This window comes from Vallitalea okinawensis, from assembly GCF_002964605.1.
Taxonomy (GTDB): domain Bacteria; phylum Bacillota; class Clostridia; order Lachnospirales; family PQDH01; genus Vallitalea_A; species Vallitalea_A okinawensis.
The window spans coordinates 82,039-102,436 of sequence record NZ_PQDH01000002.1; the positions used below are offsets into that span (position 1 = coordinate 82,039).

The 20,398-nt window shown below is 36.0% G+C and carries 20 protein-coding genes and 2 riboswitches; of the genes, 5 read left to right on the forward strand and 15 right to left on the reverse strand.

What is annotated here, in order from left to right; translation table 11 throughout:
• Nucleotide 1 precedes the first annotated feature (1 nt).
• The 8 genes from C1Y58_RS05560 to C1Y58_RS05595 form a co-directional block, all read right to left on the reverse strand.
• Complete coding sequence (locus C1Y58_RS05560; RefSeq protein WP_105615026.1) at nucleotides 2–760, reverse strand: cobalt-precorrin-6A reductase; 759 nt, start codon at nucleotides 758–760, stop codon at nucleotides 2–4.
• On the reverse strand, nucleotides 757–1,491 hold the full coding sequence (cobJ, locus tag C1Y58_RS05565; RefSeq protein WP_105615027.1) for a precorrin-3B C(17)-methyltransferase: 735 nt from the start codon (nucleotides 1,489–1,491) through the stop codon (nucleotides 757–759). The genes C1Y58_RS05560 and cobJ overlap by 4 nt, the downstream gene beginning before the upstream one ends.
• A gap of 241 nt (nucleotides 1,492–1,732) precedes the next feature.
• The gene (locus C1Y58_RS05570) at nucleotides 1,733–2,770 is read right to left on the reverse strand and encodes a cobalt-precorrin 5A hydrolase (RefSeq protein ID WP_105615028.1); all 1,038 of its coding nucleotides are present in this window, start codon (nucleotides 2,768–2,770) and stop codon (nucleotides 1,733–1,735) included.
• Entirely contained in the window at nucleotides 2,767–3,522 is a 756-nt protein-coding gene (gene cobM, locus C1Y58_RS05575; protein WP_207655715.1) for a precorrin-4 C(11)-methyltransferase, read from the reverse strand. The genes C1Y58_RS05570 and cobM overlap by 4 nt, the downstream gene beginning before the upstream one ends.
• Nucleotides 3,523–3,527: 5 nt before the next feature.
• On the reverse strand, nucleotides 3,528–4,049 hold the full coding sequence (cbiT, locus tag C1Y58_RS05580; RefSeq protein ID WP_157949969.1) for a precorrin-6Y C5,15-methyltransferase (decarboxylating) subunit CbiT: 522 nt from the start codon (nucleotides 4,047–4,049) through the stop codon (nucleotides 3,528–3,530).
• Between the two features lie 49 nt (nucleotides 4,050–4,098).
• Nucleotides 4,099–4,722: a precorrin-6y C5,15-methyltransferase (decarboxylating) subunit CbiE gene (gene cbiE / locus C1Y58_RS05585; protein ID WP_105615031.1), complete on the reverse strand. Its 624-nt coding sequence runs from the start codon at nucleotides 4,720–4,722 to the stop codon at nucleotides 4,099–4,101.
• A complete protein-coding gene (gene cbiD / locus C1Y58_RS05590; RefSeq protein WP_105615032.1) occupies nucleotides 4,715–5,860 on the reverse strand; it encodes a cobalt-precorrin-5B (C(1))-methyltransferase CbiD in 1,146 nt (381 codons plus the stop codon). The genes cbiE and cbiD overlap by 8 nt, the downstream gene beginning before the upstream one ends.
• Complete coding sequence (locus C1Y58_RS05595; RefSeq protein ID WP_105615033.1) at nucleotides 5,861–6,499, reverse strand: precorrin-8X methylmutase; 639 nt, start codon at nucleotides 6,497–6,499, stop codon at nucleotides 5,861–5,863. It abuts the gene before it with no gap.
• Nucleotides 6,500–6,622: 123 nt separating this feature from the next.
• Nucleotides 6,623–6,811, reverse strand: a riboswitch (cobalamin riboswitch).
• Nucleotides 6,812–7,043: 232 nt separating this feature from the next.
• Nucleotides 7,044–7,220: riboswitch (cobalamin riboswitch) on the forward strand.
• Between the two features lie 94 nt (nucleotides 7,221–7,314).
• Here C1Y58_RS05595 and C1Y58_RS05600 point away from each other — a divergent pair.
• The 5 genes from C1Y58_RS05600 to C1Y58_RS05620 all read left to right on the forward strand — a co-directional run bounded on the left by C1Y58_RS05600 (nucleotide 7,315) and on the right by C1Y58_RS05620 (nucleotide 10,786).
• Nucleotides 7,315–8,073 carry an energy-coupling factor ABC transporter permease gene (locus C1Y58_RS05600; protein ID WP_456300733.1) on the forward strand — a complete coding sequence of 253 codons (759 nt, stop codon included), beginning with the start codon at nucleotides 7,315–7,317 and terminating at the stop codon, nucleotides 8,071–8,073.
• A 1-nt stretch (nucleotide 8,074) separates the two neighbouring features.
• Entirely contained in the window at nucleotides 8,075–8,350 is a 276-nt protein-coding gene (locus tag C1Y58_RS05605; RefSeq protein WP_105615035.1) for an energy-coupling factor ABC transporter substrate-binding protein, read from the forward strand.
• The gene (gene cbiQ, locus C1Y58_RS05610; protein WP_105615036.1) at nucleotides 8,347–9,075 is read left to right on the forward strand and encodes a cobalt ECF transporter T component CbiQ; all 729 of its coding nucleotides are present in this window, start codon (nucleotides 8,347–8,349) and stop codon (nucleotides 9,073–9,075) included. Before C1Y58_RS05605 ends, cbiQ begins: the two co-directional genes overlap by 4 nt.
• 48 nt (nucleotides 9,076–9,123) lie before the next feature.
• Nucleotides 9,124–9,948, forward strand: coding sequence for an energy-coupling factor ABC transporter ATP-binding protein (locus C1Y58_RS05615; RefSeq protein ID WP_105615037.1), 825 nt, complete (start codon nucleotides 9,124–9,126; stop codon nucleotides 9,946–9,948).
• 70 nt (nucleotides 9,949–10,018) lie between these two features.
• Entirely contained in the window at nucleotides 10,019–10,786 is a 768-nt protein-coding gene (locus C1Y58_RS05620) for a sirohydrochlorin cobaltochelatase (RefSeq protein ID WP_105615038.1), read from the forward strand.
• A gap of 132 nt (nucleotides 10,787–10,918) precedes the next feature.
• Here the strand turns inward: C1Y58_RS05620 and C1Y58_RS05625 are convergent, their stop codons facing one another.
• The 7 genes from C1Y58_RS05625 to hemA form a co-directional block, all read right to left on the reverse strand.
• Nucleotides 10,919–11,365 carry a precorrin-2 dehydrogenase/sirohydrochlorin ferrochelatase family protein gene (locus tag C1Y58_RS05625; protein ID WP_105615039.1) on the reverse strand — a complete coding sequence of 149 codons (447 nt, stop codon included), beginning with the start codon at nucleotides 11,363–11,365 and terminating at the stop codon, nucleotides 10,919–10,921.
• 4 nt (nucleotides 11,366–11,369) lie between these two features.
• Nucleotides 11,370–12,665, reverse strand: coding sequence for a glutamate-1-semialdehyde 2,1-aminomutase (hemL, locus tag C1Y58_RS05630; RefSeq protein ID WP_105615040.1), 1,296 nt, complete (start codon nucleotides 12,663–12,665; stop codon nucleotides 11,370–11,372).
• A gap of 1 nt (nucleotide 12,666) precedes the next feature.
• Nucleotides 12,667–13,635, reverse strand: coding sequence for a porphobilinogen synthase (gene hemB / locus C1Y58_RS05635; RefSeq protein ID WP_105615041.1), 969 nt, complete (start codon nucleotides 13,633–13,635; stop codon nucleotides 12,667–12,669).
• Entirely contained in the window at nucleotides 13,611–15,080 is a 1,470-nt protein-coding gene (gene cobA, locus C1Y58_RS05640; RefSeq protein WP_105615042.1) for a uroporphyrinogen-III C-methyltransferase, read from the reverse strand. The genes hemB and cobA overlap by 25 nt, the downstream gene beginning before the upstream one ends.
• Entirely contained in the window at nucleotides 15,073–15,969 is an 897-nt protein-coding gene (gene hemC / locus C1Y58_RS05645; RefSeq protein WP_207655716.1) for a hydroxymethylbilane synthase, read from the reverse strand. The genes cobA and hemC overlap by 8 nt, the downstream gene beginning before the upstream one ends.
• Nucleotides 15,970–16,091: 122 nt before the next feature.
• Nucleotides 16,092–19,199 (reverse strand): beta-galactosidase, LacZ type, encoded by a 3,108-nt coding sequence (locus tag C1Y58_RS05650; protein WP_170311532.1) that lies wholly within the window; start codon nucleotides 19,197–19,199, stop codon nucleotides 16,092–16,094.
• Between the two features lie 186 nt (nucleotides 19,200–19,385).
• Entirely contained in the window at nucleotides 19,386–20,390 is a 1,005-nt protein-coding gene (gene hemA, locus C1Y58_RS05655) for a glutamyl-tRNA reductase (RefSeq protein WP_105615044.1), read from the reverse strand.
• Nucleotides 20,391–20,398: the final 8 nt, after the last annotated feature.

Here is a 20,398-nt window from a genome sequence, read left to right on the forward strand (position 1 = left end):
ATTAATTCATATTTTGTAAGTATTTAAGAAGCTCATAGATCTCATTAAATACTTTGGGATACTTAATAGCTGGTCGCTCTACGAGTATCGTCTTAACACCACACGCCTGCGCTGCTTCAATTTTCTCCTTTGCTCCACCAATCTCTCCACTGTCCTTAGTAATAATTGTTTTAATATTAAACTGTTTATACAATGCCATATTGAGCTCCTTAGAAAAAGGACCTTGCATTGCAATTATCTGTCCTAACTTAATTCCTAAGTCTAAACACTCTTTAATGACTTCTGGTTGTGGCAATATTCTAACAAACAACCTATCCAACGGTATGCTCATGACTAATTTCTCTAACCTTCTACTTCCAATAGTTGATAAAACATTACCTTGTTCAAGTGAGGCAACTTTTGCGGCTTCCAAATAATCTTGAACTGCCACAATTTTATCCATTGAAAGTTCTTGAAGAATTGAAGGTCTTTCGTAACGAAGATAGAGAATGTTCAGCTCCTTTGCTACATTTAAAGCTAAATGACTTATTGCTTCGGCATAAGGATGGGTCGCATCAACAATCACCGAAATCTCGTACTGTTGAACTACACTGTGTAATGCTCCCTCATCTAACTTTCCACAAAGAACTTCCAAGCCATTTTCTCTTAATAACTGACTCCCATAGTTGCTTGTAGCTGTTGCAATAACCTTTAAATGACTATTCTTTAGTTCTGTGCCTATTGCCCTTGCATCAGAGGTTCCTGCTAATAAGAGAATCATATATGATAACCTCGAGGTGTAATGAATAAATTGTTAGAGATAAAAGAGCAACTATTACCGATTATAACAATACTATTCATGTCCACCCATTCATCATTGAAATCTTTCAAGGTTGATAAAAACAACTCTTCCTTCTCTCTTCCTGCATGCTTGACAATTCCTACTGGCGTATTAAGTTGTTTATGCTTTGCTATGATGTCACGAGCTCTTTTCAATAGATGAGGTCGTCCGTTACTTCTTGGATTATAAAGTGCTATTACAAAATCTCCAGCTGCTGCATGTTCTAACCTCTTTTCAATGGTTTCCCATGGGGTCAGTAAGTTACTTAGACTAATGATTGCAGTATCATGCATTAACGGTGCCCCCAAAGCTGCAGCACCTAAATTCATAGCAGTGATTCCTGGAATTACTTCCACATCAACATCCGGGAATTTTTCTGCTTTTAATTGAAGGATGGGACCAGCCATACCATAAACACCAGCATCACCACTACTGATCATAGCAACCTTTTTACCTTCTCGGGCACATTCCAACGCCTTAGTGCATCGTTCAATTTCCTTTTTCATACCTGTACTGAAAATCTCTTGATCCTCTATCAAATCTTCTATATATTGGATGTAACGTTTATAACCAACGATCATGTCACATGTCTGTATGACTTCAATAGCTTTCAAAGTCAACGACTTCCTATCCCCAGAACCAATCCCCACGATATAAAGTTTATTCTTCATGTTAGACCTCCATATAAAGTGTCAAATTTCATTTGCTATGCTCACTCCTGACGTGTAAGACCCAATGTCTTTCCAATAGTTGTATGAATAACTCTATTTAATTGATACATTTCCCAATTCAATACCAAAAGCTTATTTGGGGGGCTATGGAGCAGTGAGCCATGGATGGTGAACCCAACTGTCTAAGACATGGACATCTTTTCAGTTGGCGTAATAGTACCCCATATAAGCTTGACTCAATTTAAATTTCTATTGAATACGCCCTCTCTTTAACCAACGCAAAAGTAATCCCATCATAACTCTCTTTACCTACAATAACCTCTGGCTCCGTTGCCCCTAGATAAGCTGCCGGTTCACATACAGCCCCTACCCCAAGTACATTTTTAACAAAAGGTGATTCCTCGAATAAATGAATTACCCTAGAGATTTCATCTACACCATAAGTTATGAAAGGAATATTATACTCCCTAGTTAATTCAATAATTCCTTGTTCATCTGCTTTGAGATCAATACTGACCACCTTAGTAATAGAAGACATACTTAAACCCTTTTGTCCAAGAAAGTCTTTTAGTGCTGTATCAATTTTAGCTTTTTCTACACCACGTCTACACCCTATTCCTAATATAAGGCTAGGTGGTCGTAATATTAAGGCTTCCTCATCAATATTGAATACACGTTCTGAAATGATAACCTTACTTTCAAAAGCCTTTAAGTCATCAATATGCTCAACAAGTTTAATGGAATTAGGAAGCTGGGTAGGAAGATCAACAGAACTGTATAACCCCACTTTTTTATTTTCCAATAAACCAGAAGAGATTTCCTTCAAGTAATGGAAATTCTCAATTTTGCACTTATTTTGTTTAGCAATAACGTCAAAAGAAAGGACTCCTTGAACATCAGTTGCAGTTGTTATCACTGGCTGTGCATCAATTAAGTCAGATACCTTTATAGCCCAGTCATTGGCTCCGCCCAAATGTCCAGAGAGTAATGGAATAACAAAGTTACCACCTTGATCAAGTACTAGTACTGCAGGATCAACAGCTTTATTCTCCAGTAACCCATCTATAGATCTAACGACTATTCCTGTCGCCATGATCATGATGAACACATGATAATCCTTCCAATTTTCAGTTAAACTCTGCTTTAAGCTACCAACTATAGGATGGTACTTTTCATTAGCATGCCTTTCTGAAACAAATAGATAGCAATCTTCTAACTGGTCTATTATTTTTTCAGCTAATTTTATTCCTGGTTGAGTCAATGCATAAATTGCTATCATCCTTCACTTTTCCTGTACTCATGGGTAAAGTTTTTATCATAAAGCTTTGAAAGCTCGTAATCATCTCCTAAAAAATCACCAACTAAAATTTGAGCTGTCTTAGTAATATTGGCTACCTTTACTTTCTCAGAGATAGTGCTGAGATTCCCTAAAACGATTATTTCATCTGGCCAACTGGCTCGTTGGACAACAGCAACAGGTGTATGCACTGGATAATGAGTCTTTAGATCCTCAACTACTTCATCGATCATACCCACACTTAGAAAAATAGCCATTGAAGCTTGATGAGCAGCTAAAAGTTTAAGATCTTCTTTCTCTGGTACAGGAGTCCTACCAGCTTTGCGGGTCAATATAACTGTTTGTGATACTCCAGGCAAAGTGAATTCTTTATCAAGAGAGGCTGCTGCTGCAACAAAAGAGCTCACTCCTGGTATCACTTCGTAGTTTATATTTTCATCTTTTAATCGATCCATCTGTTCACGGATAGCGCCATAGATACTAGGGTCTCCTGTATGTACTCTAGCAATTATTTTATCCTTTTCTTTCTCCTTTACCATCACGTCAATAACCTCATCCAAGTGCATGCCTGCACTGTTATAAACAATACTATCTGCTTTTCGCCATTGCAAAACTTCTTTATTGACAAGAGATCCTGCATATATGAGAATGTCTGCACTTTCAATAATACTCTTTCCTTTTAACGTCATGTATTCTGGTTCGCCAGGTCCTGCACCTATAAAGTAAACTTTCATTTTTTTCACTCCTTATCAGCCCAAATAATATGAACGGGGTTAAGTGGTGAATAATAATGTCCCGTCCCCAGTCGTTTTAATCTCTTTATATCAACGGAAATACTGCTTGGGTTAAACCCTTTGTCATTTAATACTTTCATAGCGTCTTGATAAGTTTCTAATAGTATAGCATTGATTACTATCCTTCCACCCGGCTTCAATACTTGAGACGCCCAAGATAATATAGCTGCTAATTCTTTTCCGGCACCGCCGATAAAAATTCGATCTACATCATAAATCTGACGAATAATCTCTTCAGCTTGCCCTTTTATAACTTCTATATTACTACACCCAAATTTTTTACAATTTTCATGGATAAGCTTTATAGCTTCATCCTTTTTTTCAATAGCAAGGACTTTTCCAGAAGGCAAGTAACGACTAGCTTGGACAGAAACAGAACCCGTTCCTGCTCCAATATCAACTAAGGTAAGTTCATCCTTTAATTTTAATTTCGCTATTGATAATTCGCGTATTTCTTCTTTTGTCATCGGAACCTCACCACGAATGAAATCACGATCTTCTATATTTAAATAATTATTATTCATCATAAATCACCATCACATTCAAAGGGCTAAAAGACTTGTCAATCCATTCTTCTAATACTACTTTTGTAATACATTCATCATCATAAGACAAATTTTCCCCCACTAAAATACGTTTATGTTTTATAGAGGCATTTTGTAAGCGCTTTACAATAGCATTGGGATGATTAATAGCGTCAGTAAATAAAGCTACTTTTTCATGGGCACCTACTATTTCTTCTAATTTTAATAATTCTCTACCATGTAAACTCGTTATATAGCTTTCGTGCCATGGAATAATCCCCTTTGCAAAGAGATATTGAACAGCAGATATCCCTGGATAAACTTCTAAAATATTCGAAGGAAAATAGTTCATTAGTGTCTGAGTAAAACTATATAGCCCGGGGTCTCCAGATACAAGAATTGTAATTTTTTTATCGGCATATTCATTTTTGATGGTTTCTACAATACCTTGGATATCTTTTGTTATAGGAACTTTGATTCCGGTAAATGTTTTAAATAGCTCTAGATGCCTAAGACCACCTATCAACATATCTGCATCTCCTACTAGTCGATGTACAAGAGGCAAAATATAATCTGGATGACCAGGTCCCATTCCACAAACATTAATCTTATTCATTTTTCATCTCCTTTATCATTTGCTCGGCACTTTTATCCCGGTATAGTTCACCAGTGCTTCTTGAAAAAATAACCGTCCCTACATTTACTTCTTCATGACAATAAGAGGTTGCTCTACTTGTGACCCCTTCAGCTATTTTTTTATAGAGATTTTGTATCTCATTAAATTCCTGTTTGACTAAGATCTCAATTGCCGCAACTGTTGTTGATGCTTCAAGCAACTCCTGTAATAGTTGCTGATCTCCACCTAATAAAGCAACATACGCAATCATTAACTCGATACGACAATCCGCTTGTCTACTATGAGTCTGAAAGATGCCACCAGAAACTTTTATGAATTTACCTAAGTCTCCAACCATCAAAACTTCTTTAACTTTTAATCTCTCACATTGTTCCAGCATATAACCAACAAAATTACTCATCTTTATGATAGGCCATCTATTCATACCTAAAATATCTTGGCAGAAATCATAACCATAGTTACCTGGTACTAAAATCACTTTTGAATGACCGTTTTTCACATACATTTCTAGTTCAATACGCAAGGATTCTTTATAGGCATCCTCTGACATAGGTTTTACTATGCCAGTTGTTCCTAGGACAGAAATGCCACCGATAATACCTAACTTTGAATTCAAAGTCTTCTTAGCTAACCTTTCACCCTCAGGCGCATAGATGGTGACAATAATTCCCTCTCCTTCTGGTAGTAGCTTTTTACATGCGTCTTTGATCATCTGATATGGTACTGGGTTAATAGCATGCTTCCCTAATTCAACAGGTAACCCTTTCTTGGTGACCATACCAATACCTTGACCACCTTTAATAATAATTTCTTGACTATCATTTCTCTCTACCTTGGCATAGATTTCAATACCATTGGTGATGTCTGGATCATCACCTGCATCTTTCACAACACAACAGCTTACATAGTCCTTCCCCATTTTTATATTACTTATTGGGATGACAAGCTTCTTACCGATTGGCAAATCAACACGACAGTATTCTAATCGACTTTTTGAGAGCAACATTTCCAAGGCAGCTTTTGCTGCAGCTGTGGCACAGGTACCTGTAGTAATCCCGTTTCTTAATTTCTTACCACCTACATAGGTATATCCTAATAATTGCTCCAGTCCATCCATCTACCGCTCACCAATCATGTATAGTATTGCATTGACAATTGCAGCTGCTACATTACTGCCACCCTTACGGCTAAGTGTAGTAATGTGGGGTACTTCATGTCTTGCCAATAGCTCTTTAGACTCTTTAGCTCCAACAAATCCCACAGGTACGCCTACTATCCCTTGTGGAAATGCTTTCTTTTGCTCTGTTAATTCTAAAAGACGTACAAGAGCAGTTGGTGCATTACCAAATACAAACAGGGCTTCGTCAAAGGTATTAACTGCTTTATCTATAGCTTTTACAGATCGTGTCATCCCAGTCTCTCTTGCCACTTTACGGACATCTTCATCCCCTACAAAACAATGGATTTCACATCCAAATTGGCTTAAAGTTCTTTTATTAATCCCTGCTTTAACCATATTAGTATCCGTAATAATAGGCAATCCTTTTTTGATAGCCTCACTAAAAGCCTGGATAAAATCATGATTCATTCGAATAAAATTCTCATAGTCAAAATCAGCAGTAGTATGTATAACCCTTTTAACAATCTGTAATTCTTGTTTCGTAAATGATTCAGGCGATTTCATTTCAGCTTCAATTATAGACATGCTGTTGTTTTCAATGTTCATCGGGCGTTTATAAAAGTCTTGGTAGTTCATTTTCCTTCCTCCTAAGTCTGGTTATTTTTAAAAATAAAAAAACTGGTCAATGACCAGTTATGTATATGAATGGATTATAGAAAATCTTTTCAATTCATAGACCTAACTTCCCACCGAAGTATTGCTAACAGTTAGGATAAGGCAGGTCTCCTGGCTTCGATTCAACTTACTCCCAACCTTCCCAAAACAAAAGCTTCAGTGGTATTTGGTTTCATCCTCGTTACAGTAGCGGGGGCTGCGTCGGTTTCTCACCGATCTTCCCTTTTCATCCATCTTCTCTTTTGATGTTATCCATTAGCATTTCATCAAATGATTAGAAGATTAGAACCCGATCCTTTTATTCAGTTACTTATAATTATAATTCGTTACAAGTAAAAGTCAATGCTTTTTTTGATACTCCTCTTTCTTTCAGTCTTTAAGAGGTTTTTTTAGAATACTTTACTGATAGTTAACTGTCCTATGGCACTTAATAGAATGAATAACCTGTCGAAAATATCTCGTTGACAAAACTTCTTTCGGTATGCTAAATTGAAGAAGTACAATTGAATGTTAAGAAATAATAAGTTAAAGGAAGTTCGGTGTAAATCCAACGCAGCCACCGCTACTGTGATAACTACCTATGTACATTGCCACTGATTAATAAGTTTCTTACTTATATTGGGAAGGCGTCCATAGGGTTTGATGTTTAAGCCAGGAGACTTACTTATTGTTTATAACATTCCATATTTCGGATGGGAATTATGGAATATTCTTTCACCCCCATCCTTAAAGTAACACAGAAAATATTCTGTCTTTTAAGGAGGTTGATCATTATGATCAAGAAAAATTTAAGTTTCTATTTACTATTATCACTGTTTTTTCTATTGGCTCTGTTTACACCTGAGCGTATCTATGCTATGCATATCATGGAAGGCTATTTACCTCCAGGTTGGTGCATTTTTTGGTCCCTTGTATCTCTACCATTCTTTATTTTAGGTATTTTAAAAATCAAACAATTGATTGCAGACCATCAAGAAAACTTGATGCTAATCGGTGTTGGTGGTGCATTCTCCTTTGTCCTATCTGCTCTCAAGTTGCCTTCCTTGACAGGAAGTACCTCCCATGCAACAGGTATTGGTTTAGGTGCTATTCTTTTTGGTCCATTTGTTATGACCGTTGTTGGTTCCATCGTACTTCTTTTTCAAGCCTTATTATTAGCTCATGGCGGTATTACTACTTTAGGCGCCAATGTCTTTTCAATGGCAGTTGTGGGATCCTTGGTAGCTTACGGTATTTACGCAGGGTGCAAGAAACTAAATATATCATTGAAAATATCAGTGTTTTTAGCTGCCTCACTTGGAGACTTAGCAACCTATATGGTTACATCAGGGCAACTTGCACTTGCTTTTCCTGATGCTAATAGTGGCTTCATTGGTGCATTCACTAAATTTATGTCCATTTTTGCTATAACTCAAATTCCTCTAGCAATTGCAGAGGGTATATTAACTGTACTGATTATAGATATACTCTATAAATACAATAAGGAAAACTTACATATCTTTCAAAAGTCAAACATAAGAAAGGGTGTGAACTAAAATGAAGAAAAACATTTTCCTCCTACTTATTGTTTTACTATTGGTCATCGTACCTTTTTATATACAAGAAAATGCGGAGTTCGCTGGTGCTGATTCCCAAGCTGAAGAAGCTATCATAGAAATGAATCCTAACTACACACCTTGGTTTGAGTCAATTTATGAACCTGCAAGCGGGGAAATCGAAACTTTACTATTTTCTCTTCAAGCGGCACTTGGAGCTGCTTTCATAGGCTATTATATTGGATATAAAAAAGGTAAGTCAGGTAATACAAGATGATCATCGATAACATTGCACAGGAGAGCCCTTTAAAAGGGCTTCATCCTGTCGAAAAAATCATTGGCTGCATACTAACATTAACTACATTACTCGTACTTAAAGAGATAAGATCACATCTTTTAGCAATTGTTCTTTTGAATATGTTTTTACTTTTTATAGCAAAAATTAACTGGAAAACACTAAGCCTTATGCTACTTGCTTTTTTGCCATTTCTTTTGTTTGGTGCTTTATCCATTGCTTTAACACTATCCGTTGATTCTGGCATAACGGTAAACATAACATCAGCGAGTTTAAACCAAGGCATATTCATTTTTTTTAGAAGTTTCTCCTGTCTCTTATGTATGTATTCTCTCGTATTGACGACACCTATTCAGCAAGTCATTTGGGGATTAAGGAAGTTAAAATGTCCAACAATAATATGTGAAATGATGTTAATTATTTATAAGTATATCTTTATTCTTGCTGAAACTTCAAAAAAAATATACCTTTCTCAACATGCAAGACTTGGTTACAAAGGTTATAAACAAAGTTTACGTTCCTTTGCTGCATTACTTTCGGCTTTATTCATAAAGTCTCTTGATTACGGTAGAAAATTATTTACTTCATTAGAATCAAGAGGCTATGTTGGTACTTTGCACACAGTTGCTACGTACCCTCCTGTTAAAATCAGTCATTTACTAAGCATCTTAATCATCAATTTAATCATTTTATTCTTTGGCTATTAATGGTAAGCCACTATTATTAAGGATACTTGTTTAGAAAGAAGGTCATTTATGTGTCAATCACTTTACCAGATACAGTCACTTGACTATCGTTATTCCAATGGAACAATGGCTTTAAGAAACATCAATGTAACAATTCATAAAAATCAGCGTGTTGCCTTAGTTGGCAGTAATGGAGCAGGTAAGTCTACCTTCATACAGCATTTAAATGGTCTTCTGAAACCGACAAAAGGAAGGATTTATTTTGAAGGTAACCCCATAGATTATCATAGAAAAAACCTCAATCAAATTCGTCAAAAAGTAGGTATCGTACTACAGGATCCAGATGCCCACCTTTTTTCACCTGACGTATTAGATGAGTTAATATTCGGTCCCATCAATTTTGGTATGGAAAAAGATGAAGCAATAAAAAATGCTTATCAAATTATGGATAATCTAGGTTTAAAACATTTAATTGAGCAACCTACACATCATTTAAGTTATGGACAGAAGAAACAAGTGAGCATTGCATCAATCTTGGTAAGTAAGCCAGATGTCATTATATTAGATGAACCAATGGCTGGGCTTGACCCATATAATCGTCAGTTAGTCATGAGATCTTTAGATCATTTATATCAACAAGGTATTACGATCGTATTATCAACCCATGATGTCAACTTAGCTTATGAATGGGCAGAAGAAGTCATCGCTTTTTCTAATGGACATTGTATTGGTCAGGGAGACCCTATTACTATCTTCTCTAATGAGATACTATTAAAAGAGGCGCACTTAGCCTGTCCTATGGTTCTTGACCTTTATAATAATCTTCCAGATAAGCTTAAAAAACAAATTCCAAGAAATCATGAGCAACTAAAATTACTTCTGCAAAATGCTTAATGAGATGTAATATTCTTAGATACGGGATTAAAATATATTTTATTATTGTGAACTGAAAGGATTTGAATCAATGAAAAATGCAATTGTCGTTGTTAGTTTTGGTTCCAGTATGGAACATGTTATAAACACATATATACAGCCAGTTGAAAAAGCTATTAAAGCTGAATTTACAGATGCCCATGTCATCAGAGCTTTTACCTCAACCTTCATTCGCAAGAGATTAGGGAATAAAGGTGTTCATATTCTGTCTCCTGAAGAAGCTATTGAAAAACTCATTTCTGAAGGTTTTGATACCATTAGACTACAACCCCTCCATATCATTCCAGGTTATGAATATGAGAAAATTGAAGAGGCATACAGAGCTTATAAAGATCAAGTAAAACTCTACCTTTCTCAACCATTACTTTTCTCAAGTGATGATTATAGTCGTGTTGTCAATGCCATTAAACCCCACTTACCAGAATTATCTTCTGAAGAAGCTTTATTATTTATGGGTCATGGAACTAATCATCCTGCAAATGCAACTTATTTTTGTATGGATCATCATTTTAAAAAGATTCACCCCAATATTTTTATGTCAAACATAGAGGGCATCCCTCTCTTAGAAGAAACCATTCATCTCTTAAAGGAGAAAGGTATAAAAAAAGTAAACATTATGCCTTTTCTATTAGTAGCAGGAGATCATGCTCATAATGATATGGCTTCTGATGAACCGGATTCATGGAAAAGCCAGTTACTTCGTGAAGATTTTGAAGTTGAAGTGATCATGACAGGATTAGGCTCTTTTCCTAGCATTCATAAAATATTTGTAGAGAAATTAAGGAGTACTTATGAATAATGGTTGTTTTAGCATTTAAAAATTATACTGAGCAAAAGTAATTTAGTCTCGCTCAGTAACTTGTTTTCAAGAGAAGAAGAAAAGAAGGACATGGTAAGTAAAATATTATACTTATTATGTCCTTCTTCAAATTTAACCTAAATGGTCTTTTATATTATTACGTAAAGCTACTGCTTCTTTTGGATTTCTCCCTTTTGAAGAAACTGCAATCTGATAATCATCAGCTTCAATTAAAGCCCCAAATCTAATATTACAATCGTCAGGTGAAGTGATGTTGTTGACTAAAATATGGTACTTCATACAAAACTCAGCTATTACCTTGTTAAATGCCTCATCATTTGTTGCAGCTATAACTAGGTACGCCTCCTTGAGGGTATCCATTTTAAAGTCATTCTCAATAATTTTTTTACTCGGAAGAACTTCTCTAATCCTAGATTCTTTCACTTCCTTTGTAAATACCTTTACATCCGCTCCATATTTCTGCAAGGTTCTTATTTTACGATAAGCTATGTGTCCTGCACCAATAACTATACACGGCATCTTCTCTAATTTTAAGAATAGAGGAAAATAATCATGCATCTCATCAACTTCTTTCACTTATTGCTTTAAAAGCCTTATCAATAGCACTTAATGTCAACTCTAAATCCTCTTCCATATGAGCACTGGATACAAAATGAGCTTCAAACTTGGAAGGAGGTACCATTATCCCTTCTTCAAGCATCACATGGAAGTAAAGATTATAGTTTTCTGTTGAAGTAGCCAAAACATCATTTAGAGATGTCACGCTATCACTTATTGTGAAGAAAAGCGTGAACAGTGATCCTAATTGATTGATACAGATAGATACGTCATATGCTTTTGCAATCTCTTTAATTTTCTTAACAAGATTCTTAGTACGTTTCTCAAGAGTTTGATATAAGTCGTGGTTTTCTTGTAAAGTTGTAAGAGTTTCTAACCCAGCGCATACGGATATCGGATTGCCAGACAAAGTACCAGCATGATATACATCGCCAACTGGCGCAATGTGATCCATTAATTCCTTCTTACCACCAAAAGCACCTACAGGGAATCCACCACCAATTATCTTACCTAATGTAGTTAAATCTGGTATGACCCCATACCTTTCTTGGGCACCCCCTAAACTTAATCTAAAACCACTGATGACTTCATCAAAGATTAGAAGAACACCGTATTGATCACATAGATCTCTTAGACCTACCAAATATTCTTTTTCTGTGCAGATTAATCCCATATTAGCAGGTACTGGCTCAAGGATAATACAGGCAATATCTTGATTTTCTTGTAAAGCATTCTTTACTGCATCTATTTCTCCAAAAGGAAGTACAAGGGTATCTTTCATTGTTCCTTCAGTAATACCATTACTATCTTGGTGACCTGAAGTCAGTAATCCAGATCCAGCTTTGACTAATAAAGAATCACTATGCCCATGATAGCAGCCATCAAACTTAATGATTTTATTTCTTTTTGTCACTGCTCTAGCAAGGCGAATAGCTGACATAGTAGCTTCAGTACCCGATGTGGTTAAACGAACCTTCTCTACGGATGGAACCAATTCAACTACTTTTTTAGCTAATTCAATTTCTCCCTTAGTGGGTAACCCAAATGAGCTCCCCTCATCCAGTTGTTCTTTAACTCGATTAAGTACTTGATCTGGATTATGTCCCAAAATCATAGGCCCCCATGAACCTATATAATCAATATAAACACGGTCATCTTCATCGACAAGCTTGCTACCTTTAGCGCTCTTTATAAATACGGGATACTCTTTACCAACAGCTTGAAATGCTCTGACTGGACTATTTACACCACCAGGTATGATGCGTCCAGCTTCTTCAAATAATCCTTTTGATCGGCTCATCTTAACACTCCTTCAAATATTCCGCTATATCTAAAGCAAAATAAGTAATGATAATATCTGCACCAGCTCTTTTAAAACCGTACATGGTTTCCATCACAATTTTCTTTTCATCAATCCAACCATTTTGAGCTGCAGCTTTAATCATGGCATATTCACCACTTACATGATAACATGCGATAGGTACGGGATAACGATCTGATAAATCCTTGATGATATCCATATAAGCACCAGCAGGTTTTATTATGAGAAAATCGGCTCCTTCTTTTAAATCTTCTTCAGCTTCAATAAGGTATTCTTTTTGACGTCTGAAGTCCATCTGATATGCTCTCCTGTCTCCAAAACTAGGAGCAGAATCTGCTGCATCTCTAAAAGGTCCATAGAAAGATGATGCGTACTTAACACTATAAGCCATGATAGGTACATGTTGATAGCCTTCTTGATCCAATAAAGATCTAATAGCTTGTACACGTCCATCCATCATATCAGATGGTGCTACAATATCAGCACCTGCTTTGGTATGAGATAAGGCTACCTTGGATAAATAGCCAATGGTAATATCATTGTTCACATCACCATTTTCCTCCAAGATACCGCAATGACCATGGGATGTATATTCACACATACATACATCAGTGATTACTAAAATATCGTAATGTTTCTTAATGTATCTAATAGCTTTTTGTATGATACCATCATCATTATATGCTTCTTTTCCCATTTCATCTTTAACAGCAGGGATACCAAATAGGATAACGGCTCCAATCCCTGCTTCTACCACGTTATTCATTATTTCATTTAAGCTCTTCATTGTATAACGAAATTGACCTGGCATTGATGGAATTTCTTTTTTATAAAAGTCTCCTTCATCAATAAAGATGGGATACACTAAGTCCTTTGCAGTTAAGTGAACATCTTGTAACAGATGTCGCATACCTTCACTTCTCCTTAACGATCTTGTTCGTTTAAACATGTCATTGCCTCCAATAATCCTTCTACAGTATATTCCTTAGCTTCAATAGCTACCTTTAACCCATGCGCAACAATCCGCTGGCTTGTTTTAGGTCCGATTGAAGCGTAGTGTAGATGTTCTAAACCGGAATAGTCACCTTTCAAACAATTATGAAAAGACTCTACAGATGAACCACTTAAGAAAGTGACTATATCCATATCTTTTAAGATCTCTATCATTTCATCTCGCGTATATTCGATTGCACTAGTAGTGTGACTAGTGATTACATGAACCGTCTTGCCATAAGCTTCTTGAAAATTTACTTTATGAAGTGGAGACTGATCTGATGTAATCACTAATATCTCCTCATTGCTATTAGATGCTTTTATTGTTTCTTTAATTAATACATCTGAAACATATACTTCTGGCATTATATCTGGAGTTATTCGATACTTTAGTAGAGCTTCTTTTGTCTTTATACCTACTGCCCCAATTTTCTTGTCTCCTAAAATCCGAACATCAGTAATTTGATGGAAGAAGCTATGGACACCATTAGGACTATTAAACAAAATGTATTTGTATTGATTTAACTGGATTTCAGGTAAGCTATAGGTAATATCCAATAAAGGTAAGTGAATACCCTCACCACCAAAATCGTATACTCCTTGAATTAATGATTGTTCTTGCCCTTTTGCTCTAGTAACCAATACCTTTTTACCATAAAGAGGTAGTTTTGAGAACCAACCAAAATCATTTCTTAGATCAACAACTTCACCAATAACAATAACAGCTGGGGGTTCCACTTCTTCCACCTTAGCAATATTGATAATAGTATCTAAAGTACCTGTTATTGTTCTTTGCTTTGTCCTTCCACCTTTTTCAACAAGTGCAATGGGTGTCTGTTTATCCTTCCCAGCCTTTATTAGTCCATTGACAATTTTGTCAAGATTACCAACCCCCATGAGAAAAATAAGAGTTCCCTCTAAAGGGGCTATAGCCTCAAAATCCAGCATCATGGATGGCTTACTAAAATGAGCAGTAAACACGTGAAAAGAACGACTGATACCGCGATGGGTAACAGGTATTCCAGCATATTCTGGAGCTGCTAATGATGAACTTATACCTGGTACCATTTCAAAAGGAATTCCCTCATCGATTAAAGCCCCAATTTCTTCCCCCCCTCGTCCAAAAACAAATGAATCTCCGCCCTTTAATCGGACGACTACGGCATGTTCTTTTGCTTTATCAACCAATGTTTTATTGATACGCTCTTGTAACGTTCCACCTTCTGTATTCCCTTTGCCTAAGTAGATTAATTCTGTTTTTTCTTTACAATAGTTAAGAAGCATAGGATCAATTAGTCGGTCATAGATAACACAATCTGCTTTTTCTAATAAACTTTTACCTCTAACTGTAATCAGTTGATATTGGCCGCACCCAGCCCCAACAAGATACACTTTACCCATTAATCTTCCTCCATATATCTTCTGCTAATCTATCAGCTAATATTTCTGGTTTACTTATAGATCCTTCAGCTGTTCCTCTATAGAGATTTCCTTCATAGACGTACATCCCTTGAATGGTCATTTGATCACCTTCAAAAGAAGTTGTACACCCCATAGGTGTATGACAGCCAGCATCAAATAATTTAGCAAATTTTTTCTCCACCTTAGCCATAATAGCTGTTTCTGGGTCATTAATTGCAGAGAGTATTTTTAATGTCGACTCATCATCTCTTCTGCATTGAATGGCTAATATTCCTTGTGTCGGAGCTGGTAACATCTCATCATAAGTAAAATAACAAGTTATTCGCTCTTCTAAACCAGCTCTTTTTAAACCAGCAGCTGCTAATACGATGCCATCATAATCGCCAGCCTCCATTTTTTTAATACGTGTGTCAATATTTCCTCGGATAGGTTTAACCTTAAGGTCTGGTCTCACATGTAAAATGCTTTCTTGTCTTCGCAAACTGCTAGTTCCAATAACAGCTCCTGCTTTAAAATCATAAAGAGGTATATTTCCACCTGAGATCAATACATCACGGTTATCTTCTCTTTTTGGTATAGCTCCAATGACCAATTCCTCATGAGATACTAAAGGCATATCTTTCATGGAATGCACTGCTAAATGAATATTGCCAGCTAAAAGCTCTCGTTCTATCTCTTTAACAAAATCAATCTTTAGTGATCCGCTGTCACCAATCATAGGTACCTTTTGATGCTGATCTCCCGTAGTCACAATGGTCTTTATTTCAAATGACAATTGAGGATGAACTTCTTCTAGCATTTTCTTGACAAGATTGGTTTGCTTGACAGCTAAAAGACTTCCTCTTGTGCCAATTATTACTTTCTCCATAATTTGCACCTTCCTAGAATATAAGTTAAAAAATCCCCTAAACAGGGGACTTTTCATATACTAAAGTTTCCTAATTCAATTATAATAATTGGATGCTTTACTGTCAATTAGTTGAGTGATATTTATTTACCTTGTTGATAAATACTCATAGGTACTCCTAATCCTTCATGGTATGGTACCATTTCAAATGAAAACTGAGCTTTATGCGGCATTAAGCGATATTGTTCTAGAACCTCTGGTCCACAACTATGATTACCAAGACCACATTGAGCGTAATCTAAATTAATAATAGTTTCCTTTCTCTTTTTTAAGTCGTAGGTATGCATAGCTTCTTTTAAGTCTTTTGCTGTATAGTGATGAACACTCATATTGATAGTTGTATTAGCACATATCAACCAACCAAAACCGTTACCATTGGAAACTAATCCCCAACGAGTATCCATCTTATTACCGTTTTCTTGAGGTACGATATAATTAACAAATTGCTCATCGACAGTACCTTTATAAACGTCAACAATGGCACTTTCATTTCGATCAACATAACTTTCATGAGGTCCCTTACCGTACCAACTGAAGTATTCAAAACCTTCAGGAGTAGCCATTGTAAGACCTAATCGTGGTAGTACAGGTAGCTCTTTTTTAGGGTCGAATGTGGTATCAACTTTAATCTTACCACTTCCATCCACTATATATGCAACATTGGTTTCAAAGGCAATCTTTTCACCTGGTTTACCAAAGTTGGATAATACATTAATCTTAACTTGATGTTCTTCTTTTTCAATCCTTATACTTAATATGTTACGCATGAATACATCTAAACCTGCTTTTGTCCATTGTCCAGCATAACTGTCTTCTCGTTTCTCCCAGCCACGTTCATCATTGTCTGTTCCTGCTCGCCAGAAGTTCTCTTTCAATCCTCTATGAATAAGCTCTACACCTTTGTAGTTATAAGAAACAAATGTACCCTCAGCACGATCAAAGATGGTAGTGAAATCTGTTCCTTCAACAACAATGTTTCGCTTCTCCTCTTTCACTTGAAGAAATGAAGTTAAGTGACAAACTTGCTTTTCTTCCTTATAATCAACTGGGATACTAAATTGCTGTCTTCTTATTTCATGCCCAGGTTTCCCCCACTTTGTGACCGTTTTTGTGGTGAAATAAATATTCAGCCAATATTCACCTTTCACTGCTTTATTGATCTTATATGGTAATGCTATATCTTCCTCTTGATGAGCTTGAATACCTTCTGCTGTCATCTGCCCACTATCAATAACTTGCTCATCACGTTTCAACTCCCAAATGAGATTGAGATGGTCTAGAGTAAGAAAGTCATAGCGGTTAATAATCTTCACGATACCTTCAGTGAGTTCAACAGGAACAGCTTCAACAGGTGCAATTAAGTTTTTGTATTCGATTAATCCGGTATGAGGTTGTCGATCAGGATCTACCATGCCATCAATACAGAATTTAAAATCATTAGGATAATCACCAAAGTCACCACCATAAGCAAACCACTCTTCGCCCTCTTCAGTAAACTGACGTATACCATGATCTGCCCACTCCCATACACATCCACCTATCAATCGAGGATATGAGTAGATGGCATCCATATATTCTTTAATATTCCCCATGCTGTTACCCATAGAGTGGAGAAATTCACATTGGAAAAATGGTCGTTTATCTGTATCATTTTTTCCAGCTTCAATGAATCGCTCTACATCCCAATACATAACACTAACGACATCTACCATCGGAGCATCTACAGCACTTTCATAGTGAATGGGACGCGTTGGTTCATGAGCCCGAATCCATTCTGCCATGGCATCATGGTTGGTCCCATAACCGGATTCATTTCCTAATGACCACATGATAATGGATGGATGATTCCGATCTCTTTCTACCATTCTAATTGCTCGCTCAACGAAAGCCTCAGTCCATTCGGCCTCACCATTAATAAGTGTTGTCTGACTAATTCCATTATGACTTAATCCCTCAGTTCTTATTATTCCATGCATTTCAAGATCAGCTTCATCAATGACATACATACCATACTGATCACAAAGATCATACCAGTATGGATCGTTGGGATAATGAGATGTTCGAACGGTATTAATATTGTGTAATTTCATAGTTAGAATATCTTTAACCATATCATCTCTTGTAACTGCATAACCTCGATCTGGATGAGTATCATGACGATTAACACCTTTTAACTTAATGGATACGCCATTCACCCATAATTGCTGCTCTTTAATCTCGATTATTCTAAAACCAATATTAAAAGCTTTTACTTCTAAAATATGATTTTCACTGTCTTTAATTGTAACAAGAAGTTGATATAGGTTTGGTGTCTCAGCTGTCCACTTGTTAACCTTAGGTATTCGTGCACTAAATTGATGCTTTAACCCCTTATCCGCTTTCACTTTTAATTCCTTAATATCAGAATAAGACAAATCATCTTTAAATAATAGGTTTACCTCAACTTTCACACACTCATCAACTGTAGAGGAAAGCTCAAGATCAATAGTTAACTGTCCATCTTCATATGTATCACTGAGTAAAGCATCTACATGAATATCACTAGCATGAATACGTGGTTCTGAGATTAAATACACCTCTCTAAAAATACCATTCAAACGCCAGAAATCTTGATCTTCAATATAACTCGTGCAACACCACTTGTAGACTTCTACGGCTATAGTATTCTCACCACTAACGATGTAGTCTGTTATATCAAATTCAGCCGGTATATGGCTTCCTTGACTATATCCAACTTCTTTACCATTAACATAAAGAGTAAAAGAAGAACTTACGCCACCAAAATGTAAAATAACCTTGTCGTCATTCCATTCATCTGGCACAGCAAATGTTCTTCTATAACACCCAATAGGATTTTCTTCAGGAACATGAGGTGGGTTAACAGGGTATGGATAAATAACATTGGTATAAACAGGTATATCATAACCATGCAATTGCCAGCATGCTGGAACGGGTAACTGACCCCAATCCCTATCATCAAAATCTGGATGCTCATAACCATCTGGAACATCTAGAGGATGTTCATTATATAAAAACTTCCAAGTACCATTTAACAACATAAAACGATCTGACAAGTGTCTTTGGCCTTCTAATGCCTCTTCTACGCTTGGATATGGTATTGCAGTTGTTGATGGACTCATTCTATTTATGCTCAAGCAATTTAAATCTTTCCAATAGTATTTTGCTCCCATCATCTTACCTCCATTAATAAATTATTTTAAGTATTTACCTTCATATATAAGAATTTTCATCTATTCATACTTACATTTTAACAACCTATTATTTATCATTCAATCTAAATATATAAAGATAACTATAACAATATTAAGATATAAGAAAGTAGCTTTGCTACTAAAAAAACACTACCGAAGTAGTGTTTAGCTAATTTTTTCTTTATATTTGCACCAGTCTAAAGTCTTATTCATGTACTCTTGTAAGATGAAGTAATAATTCTTCATATAATCTTGTCTCTCTTTAAGGCATTGGTTATAGACTTCCCAACAATCATCTAAGTTAAGTAAATCCACGCCCTTTAATGTCTTCACTTCACTTTCAATATCCCGTGGTACAGCTAAATCCAATAATACTCTTTCTTTCTCATCCACAAGATAATCTTTCATGTCCTCAAAGAATAAGATGGGATGCGGCGCAGCAGTAGCGCTAATAATAATATCACTATCTGGAATGAATGTATACTTATCTTTGTAATCAATACCTTTAACAGCATACTGTTTAAGAATTGGATGCAGTTTATCACCGTTTCTATTACAAATGGTTATATCAGCTGTCTCTCCAATAAGGAGCTTCATAATATCTTGAGCTAGATCACCTATCCCTATGATGAGTACACGCTTTTCATATAATGCTTTACCATATTTACTCCTGAGTAAGCGTACAACAGTAGCGGGTAAGGATTGACTGTTATGAGAAATCCTACTTACAGTTCTAATCTTTTTCCCTAAAGCAATAGCCTTATTCATAAGGACATTTAAAAGTTTTGAAGTTGTTTTTTGCTCAGTCGCTTTAACACATGCTTTTTTAAGCTGTGATAGTATTTCATCTTCTCCCATGATGACAGATTCAAATCCACAAGCTACTCGGTAAAGATATTCAACAGCATCTACGCCTGTAAAAATCTGACACGCTTTCATATAATCCACGAAAATGCACTTAGCAGATTCGAATGATTCTTGGTCACACTCCAAATAAAACTCTAATCGAAGACATGTAGATAGATGTACATAACCCTTCAATAGCTGTTTTTCTAGCAATTCTTGAATTTTCATATGAAATTTCTCTTTAACGATTAATTCTCTTTCCTCAAGTTGAAGATATTTATAATTTAAACTTATGCAGTAAAAATTACTAAAGTAAATCCCCATGTTATGTC

Coding starts and splice junctions, on each gene's coding strand:
- C1Y58_RS05560 (WP_105615026.1), bottom strand. CDS start 760: ATGATTCTCTTATTAGCAGGAACCTCTGATGCAAGGGCAATAGGCACA.
- cobJ (WP_105615027.1), bottom strand. CDS start 1,491: ATGAAGAATAAACTTTATATCGTGGGGATTGGTTCTGGGGATAGGAAG.
- C1Y58_RS05570 (WP_105615028.1), bottom strand. CDS start 2,770: ATGATAGCAATTTATGCATTGACTCAACCAGGAATAAAATTAGCTGAA.
- cobM (WP_207655715.1), bottom strand. CDS start 3,522: ATGAAAGTTTACTTTATAGGTGCAGGACCTGGCGAACCAGAATACATG.
- cbiT (WP_157949969.1), bottom strand. CDS start 4,049: ATGACAAAAGAAGAAATACGCGAATTATCAATAGCGAAATTAAAATTA.
- cbiE (WP_105615031.1), bottom strand. CDS start 4,722: ATGAATAAGATTAATGTTTGTGGAATGGGACCTGGTCATCCAGATTAT.
- cbiD (WP_105615032.1), bottom strand. CDS start 5,860: ATGGATGGACTGGAGCAATTATTAGGATATACCTATGTAGGTGGTAAG.
- C1Y58_RS05595 (WP_105615033.1), bottom strand. CDS start 6,499: ATGAACTACCAAGACTTTTATAAACGCCCGATGAACATTGAAAACAAC.
- C1Y58_RS05605 (WP_105615035.1), top strand. CDS start 8,075: ATGAAGAAAAACATTTTCCTCCTACTTATTGTTTTACTATTGGTCATC.
- cbiQ (WP_105615036.1), top strand. CDS start 8,347: ATGATCATCGATAACATTGCACAGGAGAGCCCTTTAAAAGGGCTTCAT.
- C1Y58_RS05615 (WP_105615037.1), top strand. CDS start 9,124: ATGTGTCAATCACTTTACCAGATACAGTCACTTGACTATCGTTATTCC.
- C1Y58_RS05620 (WP_105615038.1), top strand. CDS start 10,019: ATGAAAAATGCAATTGTCGTTGTTAGTTTTGGTTCCAGTATGGAACAT.
- C1Y58_RS05625 (WP_105615039.1), bottom strand. CDS start 11,365: ATGCATGATTATTTTCCTCTATTCTTAAAATTAGAGAAGATGCCGTGT.
- hemL (WP_105615040.1), bottom strand. CDS start 12,665: ATGAGCCGATCAAAAGGATTATTTGAAGAAGCTGGACGCATCATACCT.
- hemB (WP_105615041.1), bottom strand. CDS start 13,635: ATGTTTAAACGAACAAGATCGTTAAGGAGAAGTGAAGGTATGCGACAT.
- cobA (WP_105615042.1), bottom strand. CDS start 15,080: ATGGGTAAAGTGTATCTTGTTGGGGCTGGGTGCGGCCAATATCAACTG.
- hemC (WP_207655716.1), bottom strand. CDS start 15,969: ATGGAGAAAGTAATAATTGGCACAAGAGGAAGTCTTTTAGCTGTCAAG.
- C1Y58_RS05650 (WP_170311532.1), bottom strand. CDS start 19,199: ATGGGAGCAAAATACTATTGGAAAGATTTAAATTGCTTGAGCATAAAT.
- hemA (WP_105615044.1), bottom strand. CDS start 20,390: ATGGGGATTTACTTTAGTAATTTTTACTGCATAAGTTTAAATTATAAA.